Below are 20761 nucleotides of genomic sequence, written 5' to 3' on the forward strand. Positions count from 1 at the left end.
ATATTGCTTTTTCAATAAATATTAAGGATAATAATTTAAAGGCGGTGTTTTTTTATGAATAATTCTCATGCTCTTGAAGGAATAAGAATGTGTAAGTTATTTAAATCTTTTTCTGATGATGAAGCCTCTGAATTGTTTAATGCTAAAAATAATTCAACTAAAACTTATTCAGCTGGAGATATTTTATTTATGCAGGATGAATCTTGTGATTATCTTAGTGTGGTGTTAGATGGTGTTATAGAAATCCAGAAGCTTGATGCTGATGGCAATATATTAATAGTTGCCAGTTTAGAGAAGGGAAATGTTTTTGGAGAAAATCTTCTTTTTGGAGATAGGCAATTTTATCCCATGTCAGTTGTTTGCAAAAATTCATCCACAGTTTTACATATACATAAATCTTATGTGGAGACCTTGCTTCAAAAAAATCATGAGTTTCTTGTAATTTTTTTAAGAATCTTATCTAATAAAGCAATGGCTTTAAGTTCCAAACTTAAGCAAGTAAGTATGAAGTCCTTAAGGCAAATGATATGTAATTATATTTTATCATTATATAAAAAAGATAAGTCTTTAGAGATAAACCTAAATATGTCTAAAAAAGATTGGGCTGATAAGTTAGGGGTTCAACGTCCATCTTTATCTCGCGAGCTTATTAATATGAAGAAAGATGGATTAATTGATTATGACAGGTCTAAAATAATTATTTTAGATTTAGAAGAAATAAAAGATAATGCTTAATTAATTTCTTTTTAATAATGTTTATAATTTGTTTCGTATTTTGTCATAGAACTGACATATTGGTTCTATATACTTAATCTTGTAAAGTTGTTAAAGCATTATTATTTACCCCTAAAAACCATCATGTAAAAGGCCCTTGTTGTTATCTCGTCCCCCTTTGACTAAGATAAACAAGGGCCTTTTCTATTTATATTTTTTCTTCTTTAAGTTTAACAACCTCTTCTACAGCCTTTTTCTTATCAATTCTTTCAAAAAGTATTTCTAAGTCTCCTATTTTAGGATTTTTAATCTCAATAAAACTCCAAGTTCTCTCCTCAATTCCTAAAAAAACCTTTATCTTATCACAAGAGTATGGAATAAAAGGTTCTAGTAGGTTAGATAAATTAGCTATTATTTGAACACAAGTGTATAAAGTTTCTATGCACTTATTTTTATCTTTCTCTACTGTAATCCAAGGTTTTTCATCATCAAAAAACTTATTTACTTTTTTGATAAATATAAATATATCCTCTAAGGCATCCTTAAATTCTCCTGACTCTATTTTATCTCCAACCTCTACATATAAATCAAAGAAATCCTTCTTCCATCTAGGATTTAATCCACAATTAGGCAGACTTCCATCAAAGTATTTGTGGATAAAAACTAAAGACCTGTTGACAAAATTCCCAAAACTTCCGAGAAGATCATTATTAGTTGAATTTATAAATCCCCTCCATGAAAAATCAGAATCTTTTTTCTCTGGCCCATTTATAGTTAAATAATATCTTATAGCATCAGGGTTATAATTTTCTATCATATAAGGCATCCATACTGCCCAATTTTTTGTAGTTGAAAACTTTTTACCTTCAAGGTTCATGTACTCTGAAGAAATCATTCTTAAGTTAGGGTTTTTAATGCCTATTCCACTTAATAAGGCAGGAAATATTACAGTGTGGAAAGGAATATTATCTTTTCCATGGATAAAGTATACTCTCGAATCTTCATCTTCCCAGTACTCTCTCCAATCTTCTCCTCTTTCTTCACAAACTTTAATGCTAGCTGTAATATAAGACATAACAGCCTCTATCCAAACATATATCCTCTTATCCTCATATCCCTCTAAAGGAACATCAACTCCCCAAGAAATATTTCTAGTTACTGCCCTATCTCTAAGACCTTCATCTAAATATCTCTTAGTTAACTTTATAGCATTATCTCTCCAACCATCTTGCTTTATCCATATCCTTCTTACATCATTTTCAAACTTTGATAAAGAGAAAAATAAATGCTTAATCTCCTTAACTTCTGGTTCCTTGCCACAGTTTTTACACTTCTTATCTATTAAATCCTCTGGATCTAATATTTCTGCACACTCTTCACATTGATCTCCCCTAGCTGCTCCATGACAATGTGGACATGTACCTTCAATAAGCTTATCTATTAAAAATTCCCCACATTCCTCACAATAATATTGAGTAACTAATTTCTCATAGATATATTTATTATTATAAAGTTCTAAAATAAACTTCTTAACAGTTTCATGATGATGTTCTGAACTAGTCTTTCCAAACAAATCATAAGAAAAACCTAACTTCTCAAAACATTCCTTAAATTCTTTATGATACTTTTCAGATATTACCTCTGGGGTTGTTCCCTCTTCTTTAGCCTTAATTAATATAGGGGTGCCGTTACAGTCACTTCCAGATACAAAAATAACTTCGTCACCCATTAGTCTATGGTATCTTGCCAAAATATCACCTGGCATTAAAGAAGATAATCTCCCAACATGTAATGATCCATTTGCATAAGGCCATGCATTACCTATTACTACTTTCATATTGCCCCTCGCTTCCTGAAATTTAAAGCTAGTAATAAATTAAATTATCACTAGCTCTAAATCACTAAAAATTATCTAACTTCACTTCCAGTTGGTAGTTCACCTGGGTTTACTAAAAATAATTGAGCATCATCATCACTTGAAGCAGCTAAAAGCATACCTTGTGATAATTCTCCTCTTAATTTAACAGGTTTTAAATTAGCAACAAGTACTACATACTTTCCAACTAAATCTTCTGGTTTATAGTACTTAGCTATTCCTGAAACTACCTGTCTTTCCTCACCATTTAAATCTACCTTAAGCTTTAATAACTTCTTAGCTCCCTTTATAGCCTCGGCACTTAATACCTTAACTACTCTTAAATCCACTTTTTCGAAGTCTTCTATAGTTATTTCCTCTTTAATAGGTTTCATAGTTTCTTTAACTTCTTCTACAACTGGTTGTGGTTTTAAAGCTTCAAGCTCTTTAAGCTTAGCTTCAACATCTATTCTTGGGAATAAATTATTTCCCTTAACTACCTTAGTTCCAGCAGCAGTTCCATCAAAAGCTGATAAAGAATTCCAAGTAGTTATCTCTGTATTAATCTGCTCATTTATCTTGCTAGCTGTATCAGGTAAAAATGGTGATATAAGTACAGCTATAAATCTTAAACTTTCAGATAAGTTATATAATACGGTACCTAATCTATCCTTCTTACTTTCATCCTTAGCTAATATCCATGGAGTTGTTTCATCTATATATTTATTAGCTCTACCTACAAGTTCCCATACTTCTTCTAAAGCTTCTGGAATCTTAAGATTATCTATGGCTCTCTCAACTTTTACAGGAGTTTCTAAAGCTAATTTAATAAGCTCATCATCAACATCCTCTTTATCAAGAGGTGCTGGAATCATTCCTCCAAAATATTTTTCAATCATAGCTACAGTTCTAGATAAAAGATTTCCTAGATCATTACAAAGGTCTGAATTTATCTTCTTTATAAATATTTCATTATTAAATAATCCGTCAGCTCCAAAAGGAATCTCTCTTAATAAGTAGTATCTAACAGCATCAACCCCAAATTCGTTAACTAAAACTACTGGGTCTACTACATTTCCTTTAGATTTAGACATCTTACCACCATCAACTAAAAGCCATCCATGCCCAAATACTTGTTTAGGTAGTGGAACATCTAAAGCCATAAGCATAATTGGCCAATAAATAGTGTGGAATCTTAATATATCCTTACCTATTAAATGAACATCTGCTGGCCAATATTTTTTATAAAGCTCTGTGTCTTCACTTCCATAACCTAAAGCTGTAATATAGTTAGATAAAGCATCAATCCAAACATAAACTACATGTTTTTCGTCAAAAGTAACTGGAATTCCCCAGTTAAAGCTTGTTCTTGATACACATAAATCTTGAAGCCCTGGTTTTAAGAAATTATTTAACATTTCATTTTTTCTTGATTCAGGTTGAATGAAATGTGGATTATCCTCTATGTGTTTTATTAATCTATCTGCATATTTACTCATTTTAAAGAAATATGCTTCTTCCTTAGCCTTTTCAACTGGTCTTCCGCAGTCTGGACAATTTCCATTAACTAGTTGAGTTTCAGTCCAAAAGGATTCACAAGGTGTACAATACCAACCTTCATAAGAATCTTTATATATGTCTCCTTGATCGTAAAGTTTTTTAAATATATCCTGTACAGCCTTTATGTGATAATCATCAGTAGTTCTTATAAATTTATCATAGCTTATATTCATAAGCTCCCAAAGATCCTTTATTCCAGCCACTATTTCATCTACAAATTCCTTTGGAGTTACACCCTTCTCCTCTGCCTTAAGCTGAATCTTTTGTCCATGTTCATCTGTACCAGTTAAGAACATAACATCATAATCAGTTAATCTCTTAAATCTTGCTAATGCATCTGCTGCTACTGTTGTATAAGTATTACCTATATGTAAATTAGCAGATGGATAATATATTGGTGTAGTGATATAATATGGTTTTTTCTCGCACATAAAAATCTTCCTCCTAAAATAAAAAAAGCCTCTACATAGGGTATCCCCTATATAGAGACGTATTATACGTGTTACCACTCTATTTTATGCCATTGTTACCAAATAGCACCTCATTAAGTACTTAATATACTTTGCAATATAACGGTTGCCACCGTATTCTCCTAACCCTAAGGCTCAGAAAACCCGCTCCAAGACCATCTTCATAACACTTTCAGTTACTGGCTTTCACCTATCCCAGCTCTCTATAAACTTTCCATATTATTACTCTTCTTTTCCTCGCATTTAATTATAATATTATTCCAAAATCAATTTTCTGTCAATATTTATTAATAGTTTCCTAGATTTGATCATTTTCTTTTAAAATCTTTTCTATAAATGTGTTTGTAATATTAATATCAAATTTCTTGCCACGATACATCTTTAACTTTTCAATTGCTTCCTCTTTACTGTAGACTTTTTCTCCATTACGTGGATTTATTAGATTATCATAATAATCTACTATACTAAGTATTCTTGATTGAATAGGAATACTTTCACCTATTAAACCTTTGGGATATCCGTTACCATCTACACATTCATGATGATACAATATGTATTCAGCTATATTACTAAACTCATCAGAAGATTTTAGTATCTTATATCCGATTTCAGAATGTCTCTTATATTCATTATTTTCTGCTTGAGTCAACTTTTCAGACTTAGAAAATGCCTTTTCTCCAACAGCTATTTTACCTATATCATGAAGCAATCCAGCAGTTATAATCTCATTAACTTCATTAACATTCATATCAAGTAAATCTGCAACTTCCCCACAAAGTTTACTTACTCTTTTACAATGACCTTCTTCTTGATTATTTTTTTCATATAAGGTTTTAATTATAAATTTTACTGTTTTACTTCTATTACTTCTACTATCTATTAACTTATTTTTATACATATAATTTTCAGCTTCAATAAAAAGATCAATAATATTTTGGTCTAAATGGCTTTTCACTGCATATCCAAAAGAAGTTGATAACTCCATATTTCCTATCTTTTTAGCGGATAATTTCTTTTTAATATCATCAATAATTTTTTTTGCTTTTCTATTATCGGTTTTAGCAAGTAAAAGTACGAATTCATCTCCACCAATTCTAGCCACAATATCATTTTCCTTAGTTACGCTATTTAAAACCTCAGCTGTATAAATAAGAAGTTTATCTCCAACTAAATGTCCAAAAGCATCATTAGTAAGCTTAAGTCCGTTTACATCTGCTACTACCAAAGTCATGGGCATATTTTCAGCTTTATCTATTTCTGTGATTTTTTCTTCATAATATCTTCTATTATAAATTCCTGTTAGCTGATCATGGTAACTTAGATAAATTATCTTTTCCTCTGCTTTTTTTCTCTCACTTATATTTCGTGACACTCCTACAATTTCTATTTCATTTCTATTGTTTAATCTATATTTTCCAGCGGTTTCTACCCATACTAAATCCCCATTTTTATGAATGCTTTTCATTTCTAAGATATATGATACATCTTGTTTTGAATCTTCTAGAAAAACTTCTATCCTTTTATTAAAGCGCTCATCTAAATCACCTAAAAAATCTTTAGTTAAAAATTCTTCTAAAGTAATATCCAAAGCTTCTTCTTGAGTATATCCTAATAAATTTTTAATAGATGGACTCACATATGTAAAACAATATTTAGTATAATTAAAAACCCATATTACATCGGATGTTGATTCAGTAATCAATCTATATTTTTCTTCACTTGCTTTTAATGCATTTTCTACTTCTTTTTGTTTACTTATATCTAAAAAATTTACTGCAAAGTAATATTTTTTGTCAGAGTAAACTTGAATCCTATACCATTTATCTAAAGCCTTAGAATATTCTTCATACTCTACTATGCCACCATTTAAAGCTACCGATCCATAAGAAGAGATATAGTTTAAATTGTCTTCTTTTATATTAGGAATAACTTCTGTTAAAGATTTACCTATGATGTCCCTACTTTTTAAACCAGTCATTTCTTCAAAAGCTAAATTAACTTCTATAAATATATAGTCGCAAGGTAACCCTTTATCATCTAATATTATTTTATGATATGCAAACCCAACTGGAACATTTTTAAGTATTGATTCATAAGAAATATTTGTCATAAGTTATAAAACCCCATTCTCTAAAATTACTTTATATATTCTACTATAACAAATAGAATAACTTTATTAAAATAATATTACACTATCTAAATATATTATCCCAAAAATAATTTTAAAAAACTTGAACAATAATTCCCCTTTAAATTATTACTATAATATTTATGCTCTAATATTTTATACTCCTCTAAATATTTATCTATAAGCTCCTGAGAAATTTTTTCTGACTTAGTTTCATTATATAAAAACCTCTCTTTTAATATTGCTATATATAAACCACTCTCTTCGTAAAAATCACTCATCTTCACTAAATCAGTATGGAAATCATAAGAGGTCATTATTTTAATGTTATTATTACTTAAATATCTCTTTTTATATCTCAACAAATTATCTTTAACTTGCTCATAATAACAATCCTCTTCATCCAAAGCAACATAAACCTCGACATTTGTAGTTATAACAGCATCTACTACACTATCTGTTAGTAGAACACCATTACCCATAATATTAAATTCAATATTACTACCTTTAGGATTAAATCTATTTATTATCTTAATGATATCTTCAATATGATTTAATGCATCTTCACCACAAAAAGTAATTACTTGCTTTTGAAACCTATTTTTATATTTATCTAAAATTTTATTTAGTCTATAGAATATTTCATCGCTATTTATATTGTAACCTTCGTTAATACTATTAAATATTATATGTATTGTGTCTCTACTGCTTATGATATTAATATCCCTATCATCTGTTTCTGAAAAACAAACTTCATCTTCATTTTTCATGATTAAATTTATAAAATCATCCATATATTCATAAATAAAATAACTATCTTTATCAGCCTCTGTTTTTAATACTTCAATACTTAAATTCATTTTTACCTAAATAGTAAATTTTTGTGATAGTTCATTTAAGTTTTGAGATATCTCAGCTTGTCTTTGAGAAGCTTTGGCTGCATCTACTATCGCTTCTGTTACTTCATTTATACTTACTGTTATATCTTCTGAATTTTGAGCTGATTCTTCTGCAGTAGAAGATAAATTTTGTATGGCACTTCCTATCTGATCTATAACTTGACTTATTTGCGTCGATGATTTTAATACATCCTCAGCCATTTCATTTATAATTTCTGAATCCTTCTCATACTGAATTCCTGTATTCATAAGTAATTCGTAATTAGGTTTAACGCTATTTTCGATATATCCTAAAATATCTTGTCCACTTTTAGATAAATCTTTAAAAGCATTTTGAACCTGCTGAACCATTGATTGAATGTCATTAACTGCATTAGAAGAATCCTCTGCAAGTTTTCTTACCTCTTCAGCTACTACAGCAAATCCCTTTCCAGCTTCTCCTGCTCTTGCAGCTTCTATAGCAGCATTAAGTGCTAATAGGTTGGTTTGTTCAGCAATTGATCCTATTGAGTCAGCCATGATTTTAACATCTTCAACTACTCTACCATTCTCTATTGCTACTAAAATATTACGCTTATTCTCCTCATATATACTATTTCCCTCTCTTATACTATTATCAGCCTTTTCTTTTACTTCTATTGCTCTGCTCTTTATTTTACTAACAGCTTGTAAGCTTATACCACTTCTATTAGCTAATTCTGTTGTAGATGCTCCTATCTCTTGAGTTGATGCACTTACTTGTTCACTTGTTGCACTCAAGTCTTGAACTGCCCTATCTATCTGCTCAATTGCAGCATTAACAACTTCAATCTTCCCAGATATTTCTTCCATAACAGCAGATAATTCTTCACTTCCAGAACTAATCTCCTCAGAGCCATTCATTATTTCAGAAATTAGTAGCTTAGTACTATCCTTTGCTTTATTTAAAGATTCACCCATTTCTCCTATTTCATCTTGTGAACTTACAATTATCTCATTGGTTAAATCTCCATTTTCCAAAGCCTTAGCAAAGTTAACCACCTTGGTTAATCTCTTTGCAATAGATAAGGATATACTTATACCTATTATTATAGCTGCTATAAACCCAATTACAGTTACACCTATACTCATATTCGTAGCATATGTAAATTGATCCATATTTTTATCATTAGCTTCTTTTGCCTCTTCAACGTTATGGTTTACAAGTTCATCTATATTACTATATGTTCTCTCTCTTATAGCCCCTAACTCTCCCATTGATTTAGTTGCGTCTTCCTTATTTCCTTCTTTATTATATTTTATAACCTTCTTTAAACCATCATAATATGTACTAGTATCTTTTTGGATATTACTAAAAAAATCTCTTTCATCTTGATTATCTAAAAAACTTTTTTCATATTCACCTGAAATTTCATTACTTTCATCTATTAACTTAATAATTTTATTTTCAAGTTCCACATCAGTTTCTACTTTATCATCTTGATATACTAATATTATAGTATTAGCTCTTAAATCAGCTATCTTTTCTTTTAGATCTTCTATCATTTCAACAGATTTAAGATTCTTATTATACATAGCTATAGCATTGTCATTTATCCCTCTCATACTATTGATTCCTATAAATCCTACAATAATTATGAACATAGCCACAGTGATAAATAATGCTACTATTTTAGGTGCCATTTTTAGATTGTTAAAAAATTTCATAAAATTACCCCTTTCAAGTATGATTTTTAAAATATCCTACAAAATGAATATTTTGTTGTATATTGTCATAGATAACAAGTATTTTATTTAATCAAAATCCTTAATAATTATATTTATCATTATTTTTACACATAATAAGTGCTAAAAAATGAAATAATTTGTAATTTAATTGGAAACATGATAGAATAAATGAAACAAAATATTCATATTGTTTTATTTTATATATTTAACTCTCGCAATACACATGCCAAAACACTAATAATGCCTATATTGGCTTTTTTAGCCAGTATATTTGCTTAGTGTTTAACAAATATATTAAGTGTTTAAATATATTAAACGCTCACTATAATTGTTATAAGTATTTAAAAGAAAAAAACAGAGCACGACCAAAACTTATCATACTCTGCTTTTTAAAAATATTATTTATTCTATCCTTTAAAATATTCTTCTATTTTAAGGTCTAACTCACCATTTTCCTTAATGTCTAATATCTCTTTATCAAGGGATTTTATTTAATGCTTCCTTTATCTTATTATGATTTGATATCTTTCTCTTAATATCTATAGCTTTATATTTAGTTATAGAAACAATCCAAGATTTTAGGCTTCCCTTTTTATCATCAAAACAATCCATATTAAACCATAGAGATATAAAAACATCATCATAACACTCATCTAAATATCTTTTCTCATGTGACTCAGTAAGTATACTATTAGCTACATAATAAACTAACTTTCCATATAAGCTTATAAGTTCATCTAGTCTCTCTTTATCCCCTTTTAAAATTCCCTCTATAATTTCCTTTTCATTTATCTCATTTACCATATCTCCTCCATAATAATTTCAAAATTGAAGCTTCTATCTATAGTTCGTTCTAATCCCTCAATAACTGTCACTTATTTTTTGTTTTTTATACACAATAATCTAATTATGTAAATTAACATAAAAAAAAATTATATTAAAGAAAATTTCCTATCATAAGTTTACTTTATGGTGAATAACTTTATTACGTGTATAAAACTTAACTAGAATAATTTTAATTGGTACAAAAAGAGAATAAAAAAATAGCACTAATTAAAGTATATGGAAATAATACATAATTTTCATAAGAATAAGGGGGAAAAATAATGTCATTATCAAAAAAAATTTTAAGCTTTCTATTACCATTACTCATGCTGATCTCATTTATAAAATTACCAGCAAGTGCAACAGAAGTATCAGCTAATTGTCTGCCACCAGAACCAACAACAAGGGTTACAATTCATAAAGTTGTAGGTACATCAGAATTTACTTTGAGAGATCACAATGGATCACAACTTAGTACTCAGCAGATAGCTGCTTTAGGTACAAATGCTGTTGAAAATAATACAGGAGTTGAATTCACTATTTGGAAAGTTCCAGCTGGAACACTAGTAACTGACCTTAATGGCAAGGAAATTAATGAATTAAATAGTATTTACACAACAGCACGTCCACAAGTAGTTCAAGCAGGTAGAGAATATTCTATTGTAAATGGAACTTATTATGTAAGAGAAACCAAGCACCCAGCTACACTTAAATCCTCATCTGGTGTTCCATTTATCATGGAACTTCCAGCACTTAATGTTAATAGTAATGGATATCTTTCCGATTTACATCTATACCCTAAAAATGTAATAGAAAATGATATGCCTGAGATTGATAAAGATGTGCAAACAAAAGATAACGATCATGCTAGTTACGATGTTGGTGCTAGCTTTGATTACTTGATTTATCCTAAGGTACCAAAAGGAATAGAAAGTTATACTAAATTTGAAATCAGAGATACTTTAGATTCTAAATTAGATTATTTAGACAGTATAACAGTAACTTACAATAATATTACTCTCTCTAAAGGAAGTGATTATACCCTTACACAAAGCAATAGCGGTACTGCAGGTGGCAACTTCACTTTAACATTTACGGCCACAGGATTACAAAAATTAGCTAAAAATAGACCAGGCACCGAAACCTTAAAAGACTTAGAAATTAAATATAGAGCAAGAATAAATAATACTGCAACTATGGGTGAAAATATCTATAATAACGCTACGTTGATATATAACAATGGATATAATTCTTGTGAAAAAGATGTTCCTGATATTAAACGTCCAGAAGTTCATACAGGTGGACGTCAATTTATTAAGGTTGATAATATAACACAAACTTATCTCGAAGATTTAAAAACTGCAACCTTTGTCGTTAAGAATTCTGAAAATAAGTATATGAAAGTATATCAAGGCAAGGTAAGCTGGGTACCAAACATTTCAGATGCAGCTAAAATCTCACTTAATCCCACTGATGGTAGCTTTGAAGTAACAGGACTTGCTTATGGTAACAATGGTGAAGAGTTTACTTATTCACTAGTGGAAGTAGACGTACCTGTTGGTTATATCAAAATGAATGATTTTAGTTTTAAAATCAGCGCAAGCTCATATGGTGATGGGACAAGCATTTATGATAACACTAAGGTTACTAATACTAAAAAACCTAATATACCTCAAACAGGCGGTATTGGATCAATTATTTTCTTAGCAGCAGGTTTACTAATAATGGGAAGTGCTGTAGTAGCTTTAAAGAGAAAAAAGAAACTTGAAAATTAACTTTACCTAAACAGTGTAAAGGGTGAGAATAATCTCGCCCTTTTATTCCTTGAAAAATACATAAAACTTAGCTTAACCATATCAAATTATGTCCTATCTTTCGTTAAAGGAGTAGATAAAATTATGGATAAGAACGATAAACATGTCAGTACCATTAATAATTGCAAAAAAAATGGTGTGTTCAAAACTATAATTATTTCAATAGTCTTTATTCTAGGTCTAGGGATTTTTTCCTTTCCTATTGTAAGTAATTTAATATATAAAAATGCTGCTAAAAGGGTTGTTCAGAATTTTGATGAAGAAGTTAATCAAATTGAAGATACTGAAATCAGTAAAAAACTAAATCTAGCCTACTCCTATAATGAATACCTATTTGGAGCAAATAATATTAGCTCATTAGAAGACCCCTATACTCAAGAAAATTTAAGTGCTGGAGTAGAAGAATATGCTAAAATGCTTAAAGTCAATGAGCAGATAGGTTCTATTATTATTCCTAAAATATCTATAAACGACCCTATTTATGCAGGAACATCTGAAGTTGTTCTTCAGAACGGAATAGGACACTTAGAAGGAACTTCTCTACCTGTTGGTGGTAAAAATACTCATACTGTTTTAACTGGTCATAGGGGATTGCCTACTGCTAAGTTCTTTACTGAACTAGACAAGCTAGTGGTTGGAGATAAATTTTATATCAAAAATATAGGAGGTACTATAGCTTATGAAGTAGATCAAATTAAGGTAGTAGAGCCAACAGACTTTAATGACTTAGTAATAACTCCTAATGAAGACTACTGTACGCTTTTAACTTGTACCCCCTACATGATTAATTCTCATAGACTTTTAGTTAGGGGCCATCGCATAGAATATAAGGAAGAAGTGCTGAATACAGAAATAGAAGTTAGTAATACTACAAACAAAAATAATAAAATACTCTTTATATCTATTACTTTAGTTATCATTGTTTTGATCTATACATCATCTAAATATATTAAAAAGCGAAAAAGTTTGAAGGAGAAGATAGTTTTCACCGAAGATATTAATCAAGAAAAAGAGGGGTTTGATTAAAATGAAATCTAATAAACTCTTAGGGAAAAAGAGATATATCTTCATATTTATATTGGGTATGATTATATTTCTATACCCAACCTTATCAAATCTCTACTATAACTATACAGCTGTTAGTTATACTTATATGGAGTATTCTTTAAATAATCAAACCTCTAAAAATGAAGATTTGAAAGATGCTCCTAAATCAGAGCTTTATTTAGAAAATAATGATGATACAATATTTGCTTATATTAATATAGATAAAATCCACCAAACCCTTCCCATTTATTTAGGAGTCACTGAGGAACATTTAAATAATGGAGTAGCTGTAATTAAAGGAACAAGCATACCAGTTGGTGGGGAGAATACTAATTCTGTTATAGCAGGTCACACTGGACAGGTGAAAAAGCTTTTCACTGATTTACCTGAACTTGAACCTGGAGATGAGATCACAATTACAAATAAAATAGAAACACTTTATTATAAAGTTACAGGAAATAAGCTAATAATGCCTGATCAAGAGGAATATCTTTCAATAATTGAAGGCAAGGATATGATAACTCTTCTTACCTGTTATCATGGTACCCTTGCAAATGATCGTCTTTTAGTATTTGCTGAAAGATATAATCCAGACAACAAAACAGATTCTATAAAAGAATCCATAATTAATCAGGATAAATACTCCTACCTGTCAAAAGTAGAGCTGGAGGAAAAACCAATACACAAAATGGTAGATCCAGTTGTTATAGCTTGTGCTATAATACTTATCATACTTTTTGTTTATACCTTTAGTAAAAAGAAAGATAATAGCAAGTGAGTCTTAAGGAAACTCACTTGCTATTCTTTAATTCCACCACTTTCTTTTGTTGCTTCATAATAATGTCTTATAGCGTTATCTACTATTTCACTAGCACTTACACTAACATTGGGATGCATTAATTTAATCTCATTAAGAATTCTTGCTGTAGAAATTTTTATCTTATAAGTTTTAGTTATCTTCTCTTCACTTATTTTTTTCATATATACTAATCCTCCAAATAATCATTTTTATATTTCCTCCTCTTGTGAGGCCCCATCTTCAATAATATGTTTATAATAATACCTTATCGCCCGGTCTATTATCGTATTTGCTCTTATATTTACATTCGGATGTACAAGTTTTAATCTAACAAGCAGTCTAGCTGTTGATTTTCTCATAGTAAATGTCTTTCTTATAGAAAAATCTTCTTCTTTTTTAAAGACTTCGCTGTAGGTAAAGGTATCTACTATCTTCTGACCTTCTACTTCGTCTTCTGAATAAACTCTAATATTTCTTTCCTTTAAATCTTCAACAATATCAAATTCCTTAATTACAACCTCATCTAATACATCTCCATCTGTCCAAATTGCACCCTTAGGATATTCTTCCTTCTTTCTCCTTGTTATCTCTTCATTTTCTTCCATTTTACTCATATAAAAACCTCATAATTTTATCTTATGCATAATTATATGAATCTGTTTCTTCACAAATGCATATTTGCTCAAATGTTTAATTGATTACCTGCTTAATTGTTTATTTGCTTATTTGCACATTTAAATACTTATTTATATATTTAAATATTTATTTTAACTTTTAGGTTATTCTTCAGTATTAAAGAATAAACAACCATTTTTTCAACAAATATCATCACAATTCTTGGTTGTTTTGTATATTCTAAATAACATAGGTGCAAGCAAAAAGTTCTTAGAATGAGCGTGTCTACCTATAATAAATTTAGGAGGAAAATCACATGGCTGTCATTAAAAACTTGCGGACAAAATCCCTAATTGTAGAGATGGAGTCCGGAGTAGATAAAAACGGTAAAACCACTTTTAGAAAAAAGACTTTTTCTAATATAAAGCTCGATGCTACTGATGAAAGCATATATGCTGTAGCTAATGCCATTTCTAAGATTTTAGCTCCAGAAACAAATGAGTATCTATTAGACGAACTGTCAGTATTATCAAAGAGTGAATAGCATGAAAAATCTTTTAGCAAAGGTGGTGAAAATATGGATTATTCCCTTAGCCTTTCTTTTATAACTGAAAGTGGGGCTAAAACCAATATAACAATTGCAGATGTTAGAAGCGATGTAACTAAGGAGGAAATAACAGAGTTGGTTACAGAAATATTGAGACAAAATATATTTACCAGTAAAAATGGATCTTTAGTTTCCTTCTACTCTGCTAAACTCACAGAGAAAAATGTCAAAGAATTTGACATTACCTTAGAATAAAATATTAGGGCTCAGCATTTTTTGCTGAACCCTTTTGTAATCTTATCAATTCTCTTCATAACCCAATAGTAAACTATTAAAGACTTCTCTATCTAAATTATCCCTTATAGTCCTTAATCTTAAAGATTTCCTTCGCATAGTTTCTATATAAGGAAGCATAAACAGTATACCAATAAAGGTTACTAGAGAATATAACTCTTGAGTCATAGGAACAAATGAAAAGATCAAACATATTAAATATCCTATAGATACAAATATAATATCCCTTTTAAAGATTCTTTTACCTTCTTCTTTATCTAGAAAATAAGCCTCGTAATTTTTGTGAGCGGTTTTTATAAACCATCTAAATACTAATAACGAAATAATAACAGGTACAAAACTCAACTTTGTTGTTCCTTCCATGTTTTTAGTAATAGGTACAGACAAAGCTCCACCTGAAAATGCCAATATAGAAAACATTCCCGAATTTATTGCTAAAGTAAAATTCCTAAGATTTTTCTTCTCTTCACCACTCAAAACAAGTTCTTCTTTAACAAACTCTTGATGAGTGTTCATTAATTTCTTATTCATTTTGTATTCAATAATAATATTGACTACTAGTGCTATTAGTACTAAAAATTTCATGTAATGCTTGTCCATATTCATTAATGTAATTCCAAAGGCTGCTATTCTTACGACCCAATCCACTATAGCTTCCTTCTTAATAATTTTAAACTCTTTAAAAATATCAGTTACAAGTATAAATGATGTACCCGCAATTAATACTAAAGGCATATTTCCTAAAACAAATTTAAATCCATTATCTAAGTATCTAACCAAATCAGTAATCCTTATGTAGGTTAATAATCCCATTACTACATAGCTGATTATATTCAATATAGCTAATATCTTTATCTTCTTATTCATATTTTCTCCTTTTCTACTTACTGAGCTCATACTCAACTTATCCCTGCAAAAATTAATTTCACTATCATAATAACTATGGTAATTGAATTCCAATATAAATGACTAAGTATAGCTCCTAATATGGATTTTGTATAAATATATGACATTCCGAAAGAAAAACCTAAAACTACAAATACAATAAAGTATACAAATGATCCAAGCCCAAACTCATATCCTTTAACATGTCCTATACTAAAAATTACCGATATAATTAAAAGAGAGAGGTACTTGTTTTTAAATTTCATTACATTTAACATAGCACCACGAAAAACCAATTCTTCAACTACAGGCGCATACACAATTGCTGAAAATATAGTTAAAAATATATTTCTCGCTTCATATTTCTCCATCATGTTTAAAGATATTTTTATATCTAATACCCAAAATATAAAGAAAATTATTCCTATTACCATTCCTGCAACTAATAAGATTGAATACGCGTCTTTAAAATGCTCTTTCTTAAAATTATAAAAACCTTCTTTAATCAAGGGATACATTCCCCATACTGAAATAGCTATAATGACACAATATAAAAGATCTGTATAAAAGGATTAATATAAGTTCCTCCACTATCCTCTAGCTTAATGGTCAAATATATACCTAACTTTTTATATCCCCCAAGAACTGCAATTAAATAATTTATCAGTACAATTCCAACCTTTATGCTGGATAAATTCTGCTCCTCCAAATACTCAGTGTCCATTTTTCTCAACCTCATGATTTATTTCAAACTTTAATATATTTTATCACGTTCTTTATATTTTCAGTTACTTATGTAGTGAACGTATTAAATTTACGATTAATCGTTAAAAAAGAAAAACAGAAATAGCTTCATACAAAATCCATGAAGCTACTTCAAACGCTCAACCTTTTGGTTGAACCCTTAACATATTATTTCTATTTAAAATTAAATTCATCTTCCCAGTTAAAGAATGCTGATTCTTCTAAACTCTTTGGCCAGTGTGAGCACCACTTAGGTACTTCTGGAGATTCCACTCTATCAAGGCTTGGAGTATAAGGTTTTATATCTATAACTGGAGTTTCATCATAGGCATCAATATATGGAATTCTAATAATTCCTTTTTCATAGTCAATGCTTAAAATACTAACTACAGTTAATGCAATTGGATTAGGTCTAAGTGGGGATCTAGTTGAGAATACTCCCATAATATCTGGTGATTTTTTATAAGGTTTTTGTGTTTCAATTGTTTCCCTTGCTTCTTTATTATCAAAATCACTAAACCACCATATAACATCAATATGGCTAAATCCCTCTAAGGCTTTCAGCCCTTCGCCATACTGTTTGTCAAGTTCTATAAACGTTCCTTCTTCTCCTACTTTAACCTTCCCAATAGAATTCACTTCAAATAATTTCATAATACATACCTCCCAAATAATGTTTATTTATATCACAAGTTCAGTGTATAACCTACCATTATGTGAGAGTCAATAAAAAACACTTATATTTTTTCTTCTAATGCAATTTGAATTTCTATTAAGTAATCCTTAGGATTTTCTTCATTCCATGGACCTCTATGAACTATTTGTCTACTTTCTCCTGTCATTTTATATTTTTTATGCTCTTGAAGCCAATTCCCAAAAGAAAGGTATGCTTTGCCAATGTTTTTAAAATCTCCATATACCATGGTAGAAGCCATTAATGGAACTGCTTCGGTATGTCTATATACAAATCCATCTTTATCTTCTCTAAAATTTTCAACAACTGCACAAAGTTCAATATCTACTTCTTTTTCTTTATATTCAGTATCATGATAAATTGAAAAAGTGTTCTCAGATATTGATATATTATTTTCTTTTGCAAAGTTACTCATCTCAATCCACATATCGCCTTCTGAATAATAGTTTGGGACAACTTTTCTTAAGGAGAGTACCTTATAACTAGGGATGTTCTTAATTAAAACACTATAGTTAATATGGATTTTTTCTCTTTTTATATCTTCCATTGCTATTTCAATTTTGGACAGTTTATCCCTCTCTGCCTCAATGATGTCCATTATTTCTTTTTGTTTCTGTTGCAGCTCATTAGCTATAAAATTATCATCCCATTTATTAATAGCCGTTGTGATCTCAGCGATACTAAAACCTAAGTCTCTTAGAAATATTATCTTATTAACTTTAGGTATCTGATCTATTGAGTATAATCTATAAGAAGAAAACCTATCTATTTCTGCTGGTTTTAATATACCTATTTCATCATAATATCTAAGCATTCTTATGGAAACCTGTGTTAGTTTTGAAAACTCACCTATTTTAAACATCAATATCCCCTCTTTAACTCCCAATAATTTCATTAAGTATATTATAACATTATGTTTTCACTTTAGTCCCAAGGGTGTATTTTAATATGGATTTATAGTATTATTTAACTATAACTTTGTAACTAATGATTTTCTTTTTTAGGAGGTAAATATGAACTTTAAGATAAATAAATTGCCTAAAATAGGACTTAGAAATCTTAAAACTGCTCTATCTGTATTAGCATGTATTTTATTATTTGAGATTTTAAATAGAGAACTTCCTTTTTATGCTTGTATAGCTGCTGTTATTTGTACAGGAGATTCTGTTAAGAATTCTGTACTCGCAGGAAAAAATAGATTAATTGGAACTTTGATTGGTGGTTTACACGGAATACTTTTCATTTTTATTGAACCGTATATTCCTATTCCCACTTCTGTTTTAATAAGCCTTGGAATAGTAATTGTAATATATACGGGAGTGATATTAAAAAAACAGCCTTCTATATCTATTAGTTGTGTTGTTTTTCTAGCTATAATGATAAATATTAGAGGTGGTGTAACCTATCTTTATGCAATAAATAGAATTATAGATACCGCTATAGGAATCGTTATAGCTGTTTTGGTTAATAAATATTTTAATCCAACCTTAGATACGGATGGGGATTTGGATGAAGATAATTAAAAAAGAACTATTGTACATTTTAATCTTAAATTAATCTATTATAAAATATAAACTAAAAAAGAGACTATCATTAACAGAATTTTAATCTGCTAATTCAATAGTCTCTTTTTATTTCGCTCATATTCTTTTAAGCTTCAATATCTGCAATAACTCTAAAAAATTTATCTCTAGCCCATAAGGTCTCAATTACCTTGTAATCAAAATTCTGTTCATATTTATCTAGTTCTATGGTTATCTTACCTGTTAATTGATTATATATCATCCTTCCATAATCATATATACTTAAATCCATAGCTTCATCTTTGCTTAACTCTAACCCCTTATTTATGTGATATAAATTTTCTTTGTCTATCCTATAGTGTAAGTACATTTTAGTTTCTATCCCATTTACTTCTACATCTTCTCCTGAAAAATAAATTACATTTTTCATCTACTAATCCCTCTTTTCAACCTTAATACTTCTTGGTGATGCATCTATTCTAGATATATACCCTTTTTTCTCTAGTCTCTTAATATATTCGTGGATAGTAGAAGTAGACTTTAGTCCAACTAGCTCTTGAATCTCTCTAATTGTAGGTGAAATTTTATTTTTCTCTATATACTCATTTATTATATCTAAGACTTTTTTCTGCTTTATAGTTAACATTAGTATCTTTTCCTTTCTATGACATATGCTATTATAAGCATAGCAAACATATGTTCTTTTTTCAAGAAAAATAAACTCCTAAACTAATCTATGAATATTTCCGTCTAAACTTAAAGAAACTATATAAAGTGAGGTGCATATGATGAAACTAACTTTATTAATACCAATTATTTTATCAACTTTTATGAATTTTACTGAAACACCAAAAATAATTTCTGAATCAAATACTTACAAAGAGGGTGTATATGATATTACAAATGCTATACAAGTTAAGGCTAGTGCTACACTTGTGAGCCAAAACACCTCTGTAAGTCTAGCTATAATTGATGCTAATGGTAACCAAACCTTCTTTAAAAAATTTGATAACATAAACGATACAGTAAACTTAGGAACTATTCTAGATGATGACCGTGTTGCAGTAGTTGGTGCTGGGGAAATAGCTTTAATTATTGATAATTCATAGATATAAGTACTTCTTATATTATAATATATAAATAAAAACACCTTTTTATTTAACTAATAAAAGGTGTTTTTTCTGAAATATTCAGAGTAAGGCTTAATATTTATAATTTTTTATTTAGTTTATAACGATAATACAATCCGTAAGCAATAATAAACAAATATGCAAAAACTAAAAGAAGAATAGCTATCATATCAATTCTCATCAAAGCAAAAGTAAGCATTAAAGCTCCAAATATAAATACCATCATGTCATATGCTTTTGCTTTTGCACGACTTGTAATTAAAATATTTCGTTCATCTAATTTTTCAATGTTTATTTGTTTTCTAATATCAGGGGAATTTTTTAATGCCTTATAACTTATAATCTCGCCTATACCATGACCTAATATTCCACAGCCTAATCCTATGCATACATATGGTAATGCTCTCATAATTCCCTCTGCTTCAATAATTGTTTTACTTAAATATAACCCTAAACCCAATAATATAAATCCAAATACTGATAAATAATAATACTTCGCTTCTTTTTTCAT

24 protein-coding genes and 1 other annotated feature are annotated in these 20761 nt (G+C 29.2%); of the genes, 8 read left to right on the top strand and 16 right to left on the bottom strand.

Annotation, left to right across the window (positions count from 1 at the left end; all coding sequences use genetic code 11):
• Nucleotides 1-54 precede the first annotated feature (54 nt).
• The gene (locus P8F83_RS16605) at nucleotides 55-735 is read left to right on the top strand and encodes a Crp/Fnr family transcriptional regulator (protein ID WP_326511931.1); all 681 of its coding nucleotides are present in this window, start codon (nucleotides 55-57) and stop codon (nucleotides 733-735) included.
• A 187-nt stretch (nucleotides 736-922) separates the two neighbouring features.
• Here the strand turns inward: P8F83_RS16605 and metG (P8F83_RS16610) are convergent, their stop codons facing one another.
• The 6 genes from metG (P8F83_RS16610) to P8F83_RS16635 form a co-directional block, all read right to left on the bottom strand.
• Entirely contained in the window at nucleotides 923-2551 is a 1629-nt protein-coding gene (gene metG / locus P8F83_RS16610) for a methionine--tRNA ligase (RefSeq protein WP_326511932.1), read from the bottom strand.
• A gap of 71 nt (nucleotides 2552-2622) precedes the next feature.
• On the bottom strand, nucleotides 2623-4560 hold the full coding sequence (metG, locus tag P8F83_RS16615; protein WP_326511933.1) for a methionine--tRNA ligase: 1938 nt from the start codon (nucleotides 4558-4560) through the stop codon (nucleotides 2623-2625).
• A gap of 50 nt (nucleotides 4561-4610) precedes the next feature.
• Nucleotides 4611-4846 (bottom strand) — a binding site (T-box leader).
• A gap of 51 nt (nucleotides 4847-4897) precedes the next feature.
• Nucleotides 4898-6709 carry an HD domain-containing phosphohydrolase gene (locus P8F83_RS16620; RefSeq protein WP_326511934.1) on the bottom strand — a complete coding sequence of 604 codons (1812 nt, stop codon included), beginning with the start codon at nucleotides 6707-6709 and terminating at the stop codon, nucleotides 4898-4900.
• A gap of 95 nt (nucleotides 6710-6804) precedes the next feature.
• Nucleotides 6805-7587 carry a hypothetical protein gene (locus P8F83_RS16625; protein WP_326511935.1) on the bottom strand — a complete coding sequence of 261 codons (783 nt, stop codon included), beginning with the start codon at nucleotides 7585-7587 and terminating at the stop codon, nucleotides 6805-6807.
• 6 nt (nucleotides 7588-7593) lie between these two features.
• Complete coding sequence (locus tag P8F83_RS16630; RefSeq protein WP_073020533.1) at nucleotides 7594-9312, bottom strand: methyl-accepting chemotaxis protein; 1719 nt, start codon at nucleotides 9310-9312, stop codon at nucleotides 7594-7596.
• 498 nt (nucleotides 9313-9810) lie between these two features.
• Nucleotides 9811-10137 (bottom strand): sigma factor, encoded by a 327-nt coding sequence (locus tag P8F83_RS16635; protein ID WP_326511936.1) that lies wholly within the window; start codon nucleotides 10135-10137, stop codon nucleotides 9811-9813.
• Nucleotides 10138-10439: 302 nt separating this feature from the next.
• On the opposite strand from P8F83_RS16635, the gene P8F83_RS16640 reads away from it, so the two are divergent.
• The 3 genes from P8F83_RS16640 (at nucleotide 10440) to P8F83_RS16650 (ending at nucleotide 13797) form a co-directional block, all read left to right on the top strand.
• A complete protein-coding gene (locus tag P8F83_RS16640) occupies nucleotides 10440-11933 on the top strand; it encodes a SpaH/EbpB family LPXTG-anchored major pilin (RefSeq protein WP_326511937.1) in 1494 nt (497 codons plus the stop codon).
• 123 nt (nucleotides 11934-12056) lie between these two features.
• Nucleotides 12057-12998 (top strand): class C sortase, encoded by a 942-nt coding sequence (locus P8F83_RS16645; RefSeq protein ID WP_326511938.1) that lies wholly within the window; start codon nucleotides 12057-12059, stop codon nucleotides 12996-12998.
• A 1-nt stretch (nucleotide 12999) separates the two neighbouring features.
• Nucleotides 13000-13797, top strand: coding sequence for a class C sortase (locus P8F83_RS16650; protein WP_326511939.1), 798 nt, complete (start codon nucleotides 13000-13002; stop codon nucleotides 13795-13797).
• A 20-nt stretch (nucleotides 13798-13817) separates the two neighbouring features.
• Here P8F83_RS16650 and P8F83_RS16655 read toward each other — a convergent pair whose 3' ends face one another.
• Nucleotides 13818-14000, bottom strand: a complete 183-nt coding sequence (locus P8F83_RS16655) for a hypothetical protein (RefSeq protein ID WP_326511940.1) — start codon at nucleotides 13998-14000, stop codon at nucleotides 13818-13820.
• 27 nt (nucleotides 14001-14027) lie between these two features.
• Entirely contained in the window at nucleotides 14028-14432 is a 405-nt protein-coding gene (locus P8F83_RS16660; RefSeq protein WP_326511941.1) for a hypothetical protein, read from the bottom strand.
• A gap of 317 nt (nucleotides 14433-14749) precedes the next feature.
• Between P8F83_RS16660 and P8F83_RS16665 the strand changes: the two genes are divergently transcribed.
• The gene (locus tag P8F83_RS16665) at nucleotides 14750-14977 is read left to right on the top strand and encodes a DUF1659 domain-containing protein (protein WP_021804353.1); all 228 of its coding nucleotides are present in this window, start codon (nucleotides 14750-14752) and stop codon (nucleotides 14975-14977) included.
• Nucleotides 14978-15010: 33 nt separating this feature from the next.
• Nucleotides 15011-15235 carry a DUF2922 domain-containing protein gene (locus P8F83_RS16670; protein ID WP_021804352.1) on the top strand — a complete coding sequence of 75 codons (225 nt, stop codon included), beginning with the start codon at nucleotides 15011-15013 and terminating at the stop codon, nucleotides 15233-15235.
• A 45-nt stretch (nucleotides 15236-15280) separates the two neighbouring features.
• Here the strand turns inward: P8F83_RS16670 and P8F83_RS16675 are convergent, their stop codons facing one another.
• The 5 genes from P8F83_RS16675 to P8F83_RS16695 form a co-directional block, all read right to left on the bottom strand.
• Nucleotides 15281-16141, bottom strand: coding sequence for a hypothetical protein (locus P8F83_RS16675; protein ID WP_326511942.1), 861 nt, complete (start codon nucleotides 16139-16141; stop codon nucleotides 15281-15283).
• A 32-nt stretch (nucleotides 16142-16173) separates the two neighbouring features.
• The gene (locus P8F83_RS16680) at nucleotides 16174-16668 is read right to left on the bottom strand and encodes a CPBP family intramembrane glutamic endopeptidase (RefSeq protein WP_326511943.1); all 495 of its coding nucleotides are present in this window, start codon (nucleotides 16666-16668) and stop codon (nucleotides 16174-16176) included.
• A gap of 26 nt (nucleotides 16669-16694) precedes the next feature.
• Nucleotides 16695-16883 (bottom strand): hypothetical protein, encoded by a 189-nt coding sequence (locus P8F83_RS16685; protein WP_326511944.1) that lies wholly within the window; start codon nucleotides 16881-16883, stop codon nucleotides 16695-16697.
• A 194-nt stretch (nucleotides 16884-17077) separates the two neighbouring features.
• Nucleotides 17078-17557: a tRNA (N6-threonylcarbamoyladenosine(37)-N6)-methyltransferase TrmO gene (gene tsaA, locus P8F83_RS16690; RefSeq protein WP_326511945.1), complete on the bottom strand. Its 480-nt coding sequence runs from the start codon at nucleotides 17555-17557 to the stop codon at nucleotides 17078-17080.
• 83 nt (nucleotides 17558-17640) lie between these two features.
• Nucleotides 17641-18459 (bottom strand): MerR family transcriptional regulator, encoded by an 819-nt coding sequence (locus P8F83_RS16695; protein WP_326514853.1) that lies wholly within the window; start codon nucleotides 18457-18459, stop codon nucleotides 17641-17643.
• Nucleotides 18460-18610: 151 nt separating this feature from the next.
• On the opposite strand from P8F83_RS16695, the gene P8F83_RS16700 reads away from it, so the two are divergent.
• Complete coding sequence (locus P8F83_RS16700; RefSeq protein WP_021804346.1) at nucleotides 18611-19120, top strand: FUSC family protein; 510 nt, start codon at nucleotides 18611-18613, stop codon at nucleotides 19118-19120.
• A 127-nt stretch (nucleotides 19121-19247) separates the two neighbouring features.
• Here the strand turns inward: P8F83_RS16700 and P8F83_RS16705 are convergent, their stop codons facing one another.
• Together P8F83_RS16705 and P8F83_RS16710 are read right to left on the bottom strand one after the other, a co-directional pair.
• Nucleotides 19248-19550, bottom strand: coding sequence for a hypothetical protein (locus tag P8F83_RS16705; RefSeq protein ID WP_326511946.1), 303 nt, complete (start codon nucleotides 19548-19550; stop codon nucleotides 19248-19250).
• A 3-nt stretch (nucleotides 19551-19553) separates the two neighbouring features.
• Nucleotides 19554-19766, bottom strand: a complete 213-nt coding sequence (locus tag P8F83_RS16710; protein WP_021804344.1) for a LexA family protein — start codon at nucleotides 19764-19766, stop codon at nucleotides 19554-19556.
• Between the two features lie 139 nt (nucleotides 19767-19905).
• Between P8F83_RS16710 and P8F83_RS16715 the strand changes: the two genes are divergently transcribed.
• A complete protein-coding gene (locus P8F83_RS16715; RefSeq protein WP_326511947.1) occupies nucleotides 19906-20229 on the top strand; it encodes a hypothetical protein in 324 nt (107 codons plus the stop codon).
• 100 nt (nucleotides 20230-20329) lie between these two features.
• Here P8F83_RS16715 and P8F83_RS16720 read toward each other — a convergent pair whose 3' ends face one another.
• The gene (locus tag P8F83_RS16720) at nucleotides 20330-20761 is read right to left on the bottom strand and encodes a DUF6442 family protein (RefSeq protein WP_315110159.1); all 432 of its coding nucleotides are present in this window, start codon (nucleotides 20759-20761) and stop codon (nucleotides 20330-20332) included.

The organism is Clostridium intestinale (genome assembly GCF_035905475.1).
Taxonomy (GTDB): Bacteria; Bacillota; Clostridia; order Clostridiales; family Clostridiaceae; genus Clostridium_T; species Clostridium_T intestinale.

What these genes read in the sequence shown, in the direction of transcription:
- P8F83_RS16625 (WP_326511935.1), bottom strand. Translation starts at nt 7,587, where the DNA reads ATGAATTTAAGTATTGAAGTATTAAAAACAGAGGCTGATAAAGATAGT.
- P8F83_RS16640 (WP_326511937.1), top strand. Translation starts at nt 10,440, where the DNA reads ATGTCATTATCAAAAAAAATTTTAAGCTTTCTATTACCATTACTCATG.
- P8F83_RS16665 (WP_021804353.1), top strand. Translation starts at nt 14,750, where the DNA reads ATGGCTGTCATTAAAAACTTGCGGACAAAATCCCTAATTGTAGAGATG.
- P8F83_RS16635 (WP_326511936.1), bottom strand. Translation starts at nt 10,137, where the DNA reads ATGGTAAATGAGATAAATGAAAAGGAAATTATAGAGGGAATTTTAAAA.
- tsaA (WP_326511945.1), bottom strand. Translation starts at nt 17,557, where the DNA reads ATGAAATTATTTGAAGTGAATTCTATTGGGAAGGTTAAAGTAGGAGAA.
- P8F83_RS16660 (WP_326511941.1), bottom strand. Translation starts at nt 14,432, where the DNA reads ATGAGTAAAATGGAAGAAAATGAAGAGATAACAAGGAGAAAGAAGGAA.
- P8F83_RS16630 (WP_073020533.1), bottom strand. Translation starts at nt 9,312, where the DNA reads ATGAAATTTTTTAACAATCTAAAAATGGCACCTAAAATAGTAGCATTA.
- P8F83_RS16675 (WP_326511942.1), bottom strand. Translation starts at nt 16,141, where the DNA reads ATGAATAAGAAGATAAAGATATTAGCTATATTGAATATAATCAGCTAT.
- P8F83_RS16695 (WP_326514853.1), bottom strand. Translation starts at nt 18,459, where the DNA reads ATGTTTAAAATAGGTGAGTTTTCAAAACTAACACAGGTTTCCATAAGA.
- P8F83_RS16715 (WP_326511947.1), top strand. Translation starts at nt 19,906, where the DNA reads ATGATGAAACTAACTTTATTAATACCAATTATTTTATCAACTTTTATG.
- P8F83_RS16720 (WP_315110159.1), bottom strand. Translation starts at nt 20,761, where the DNA reads ATGAAAAAAGAAGCGAAGTATTATTATTTATCAGTATTTGGATTTATA.
- P8F83_RS16710 (WP_021804344.1), bottom strand. Translation starts at nt 19,766, where the DNA reads ATGTTAACTATAAAGCAGAAAAAAGTCTTAGATATAATAAATGAGTAT.
- P8F83_RS16670 (WP_021804352.1), top strand. Translation starts at nt 15,011, where the DNA reads ATGGATTATTCCCTTAGCCTTTCTTTTATAACTGAAAGTGGGGCTAAA.
- metG (WP_326511933.1), bottom strand. Translation starts at nt 4,560, where the DNA reads ATGTGCGAGAAAAAACCATATTATATCACTACACCAATATATTATCCA.
- P8F83_RS16605 (WP_326511931.1), top strand. Translation starts at nt 55, where the DNA reads ATGAATAATTCTCATGCTCTTGAAGGAATAAGAATGTGTAAGTTATTT.
- P8F83_RS16705 (WP_326511946.1), bottom strand. Translation starts at nt 19,550, where the DNA reads ATGAAAAATGTAATTTATTTTTCAGGAGAAGATGTAGAAGTAAATGGG.
- P8F83_RS16645 (WP_326511938.1), top strand. Translation starts at nt 12,057, where the DNA reads ATGGATAAGAACGATAAACATGTCAGTACCATTAATAATTGCAAAAAA.
- P8F83_RS16650 (WP_326511939.1), top strand. Translation starts at nt 13,000, where the DNA reads ATGAAATCTAATAAACTCTTAGGGAAAAAGAGATATATCTTCATATTT.
- P8F83_RS16700 (WP_021804346.1), top strand. Translation starts at nt 18,611, where the DNA reads ATGAACTTTAAGATAAATAAATTGCCTAAAATAGGACTTAGAAATCTT.
- P8F83_RS16685 (WP_326511944.1), bottom strand. Translation starts at nt 16,883, where the DNA reads ATGGACACTGAGTATTTGGAGGAGCAGAATTTATCCAGCATAAAGGTT.
- P8F83_RS16620 (WP_326511934.1), bottom strand. Translation starts at nt 6,709, where the DNA reads ATGACAAATATTTCTTATGAATCAATACTTAAAAATGTTCCAGTTGGG.
- P8F83_RS16655 (WP_326511940.1), bottom strand. Translation starts at nt 14,000, where the DNA reads ATGAAAAAAATAAGTGAAGAGAAGATAACTAAAACTTATAAGATAAAA.
- metG (WP_326511932.1), bottom strand. Translation starts at nt 2,551, where the DNA reads ATGAAAGTAGTAATAGGTAATGCATGGCCTTATGCAAATGGATCATTA.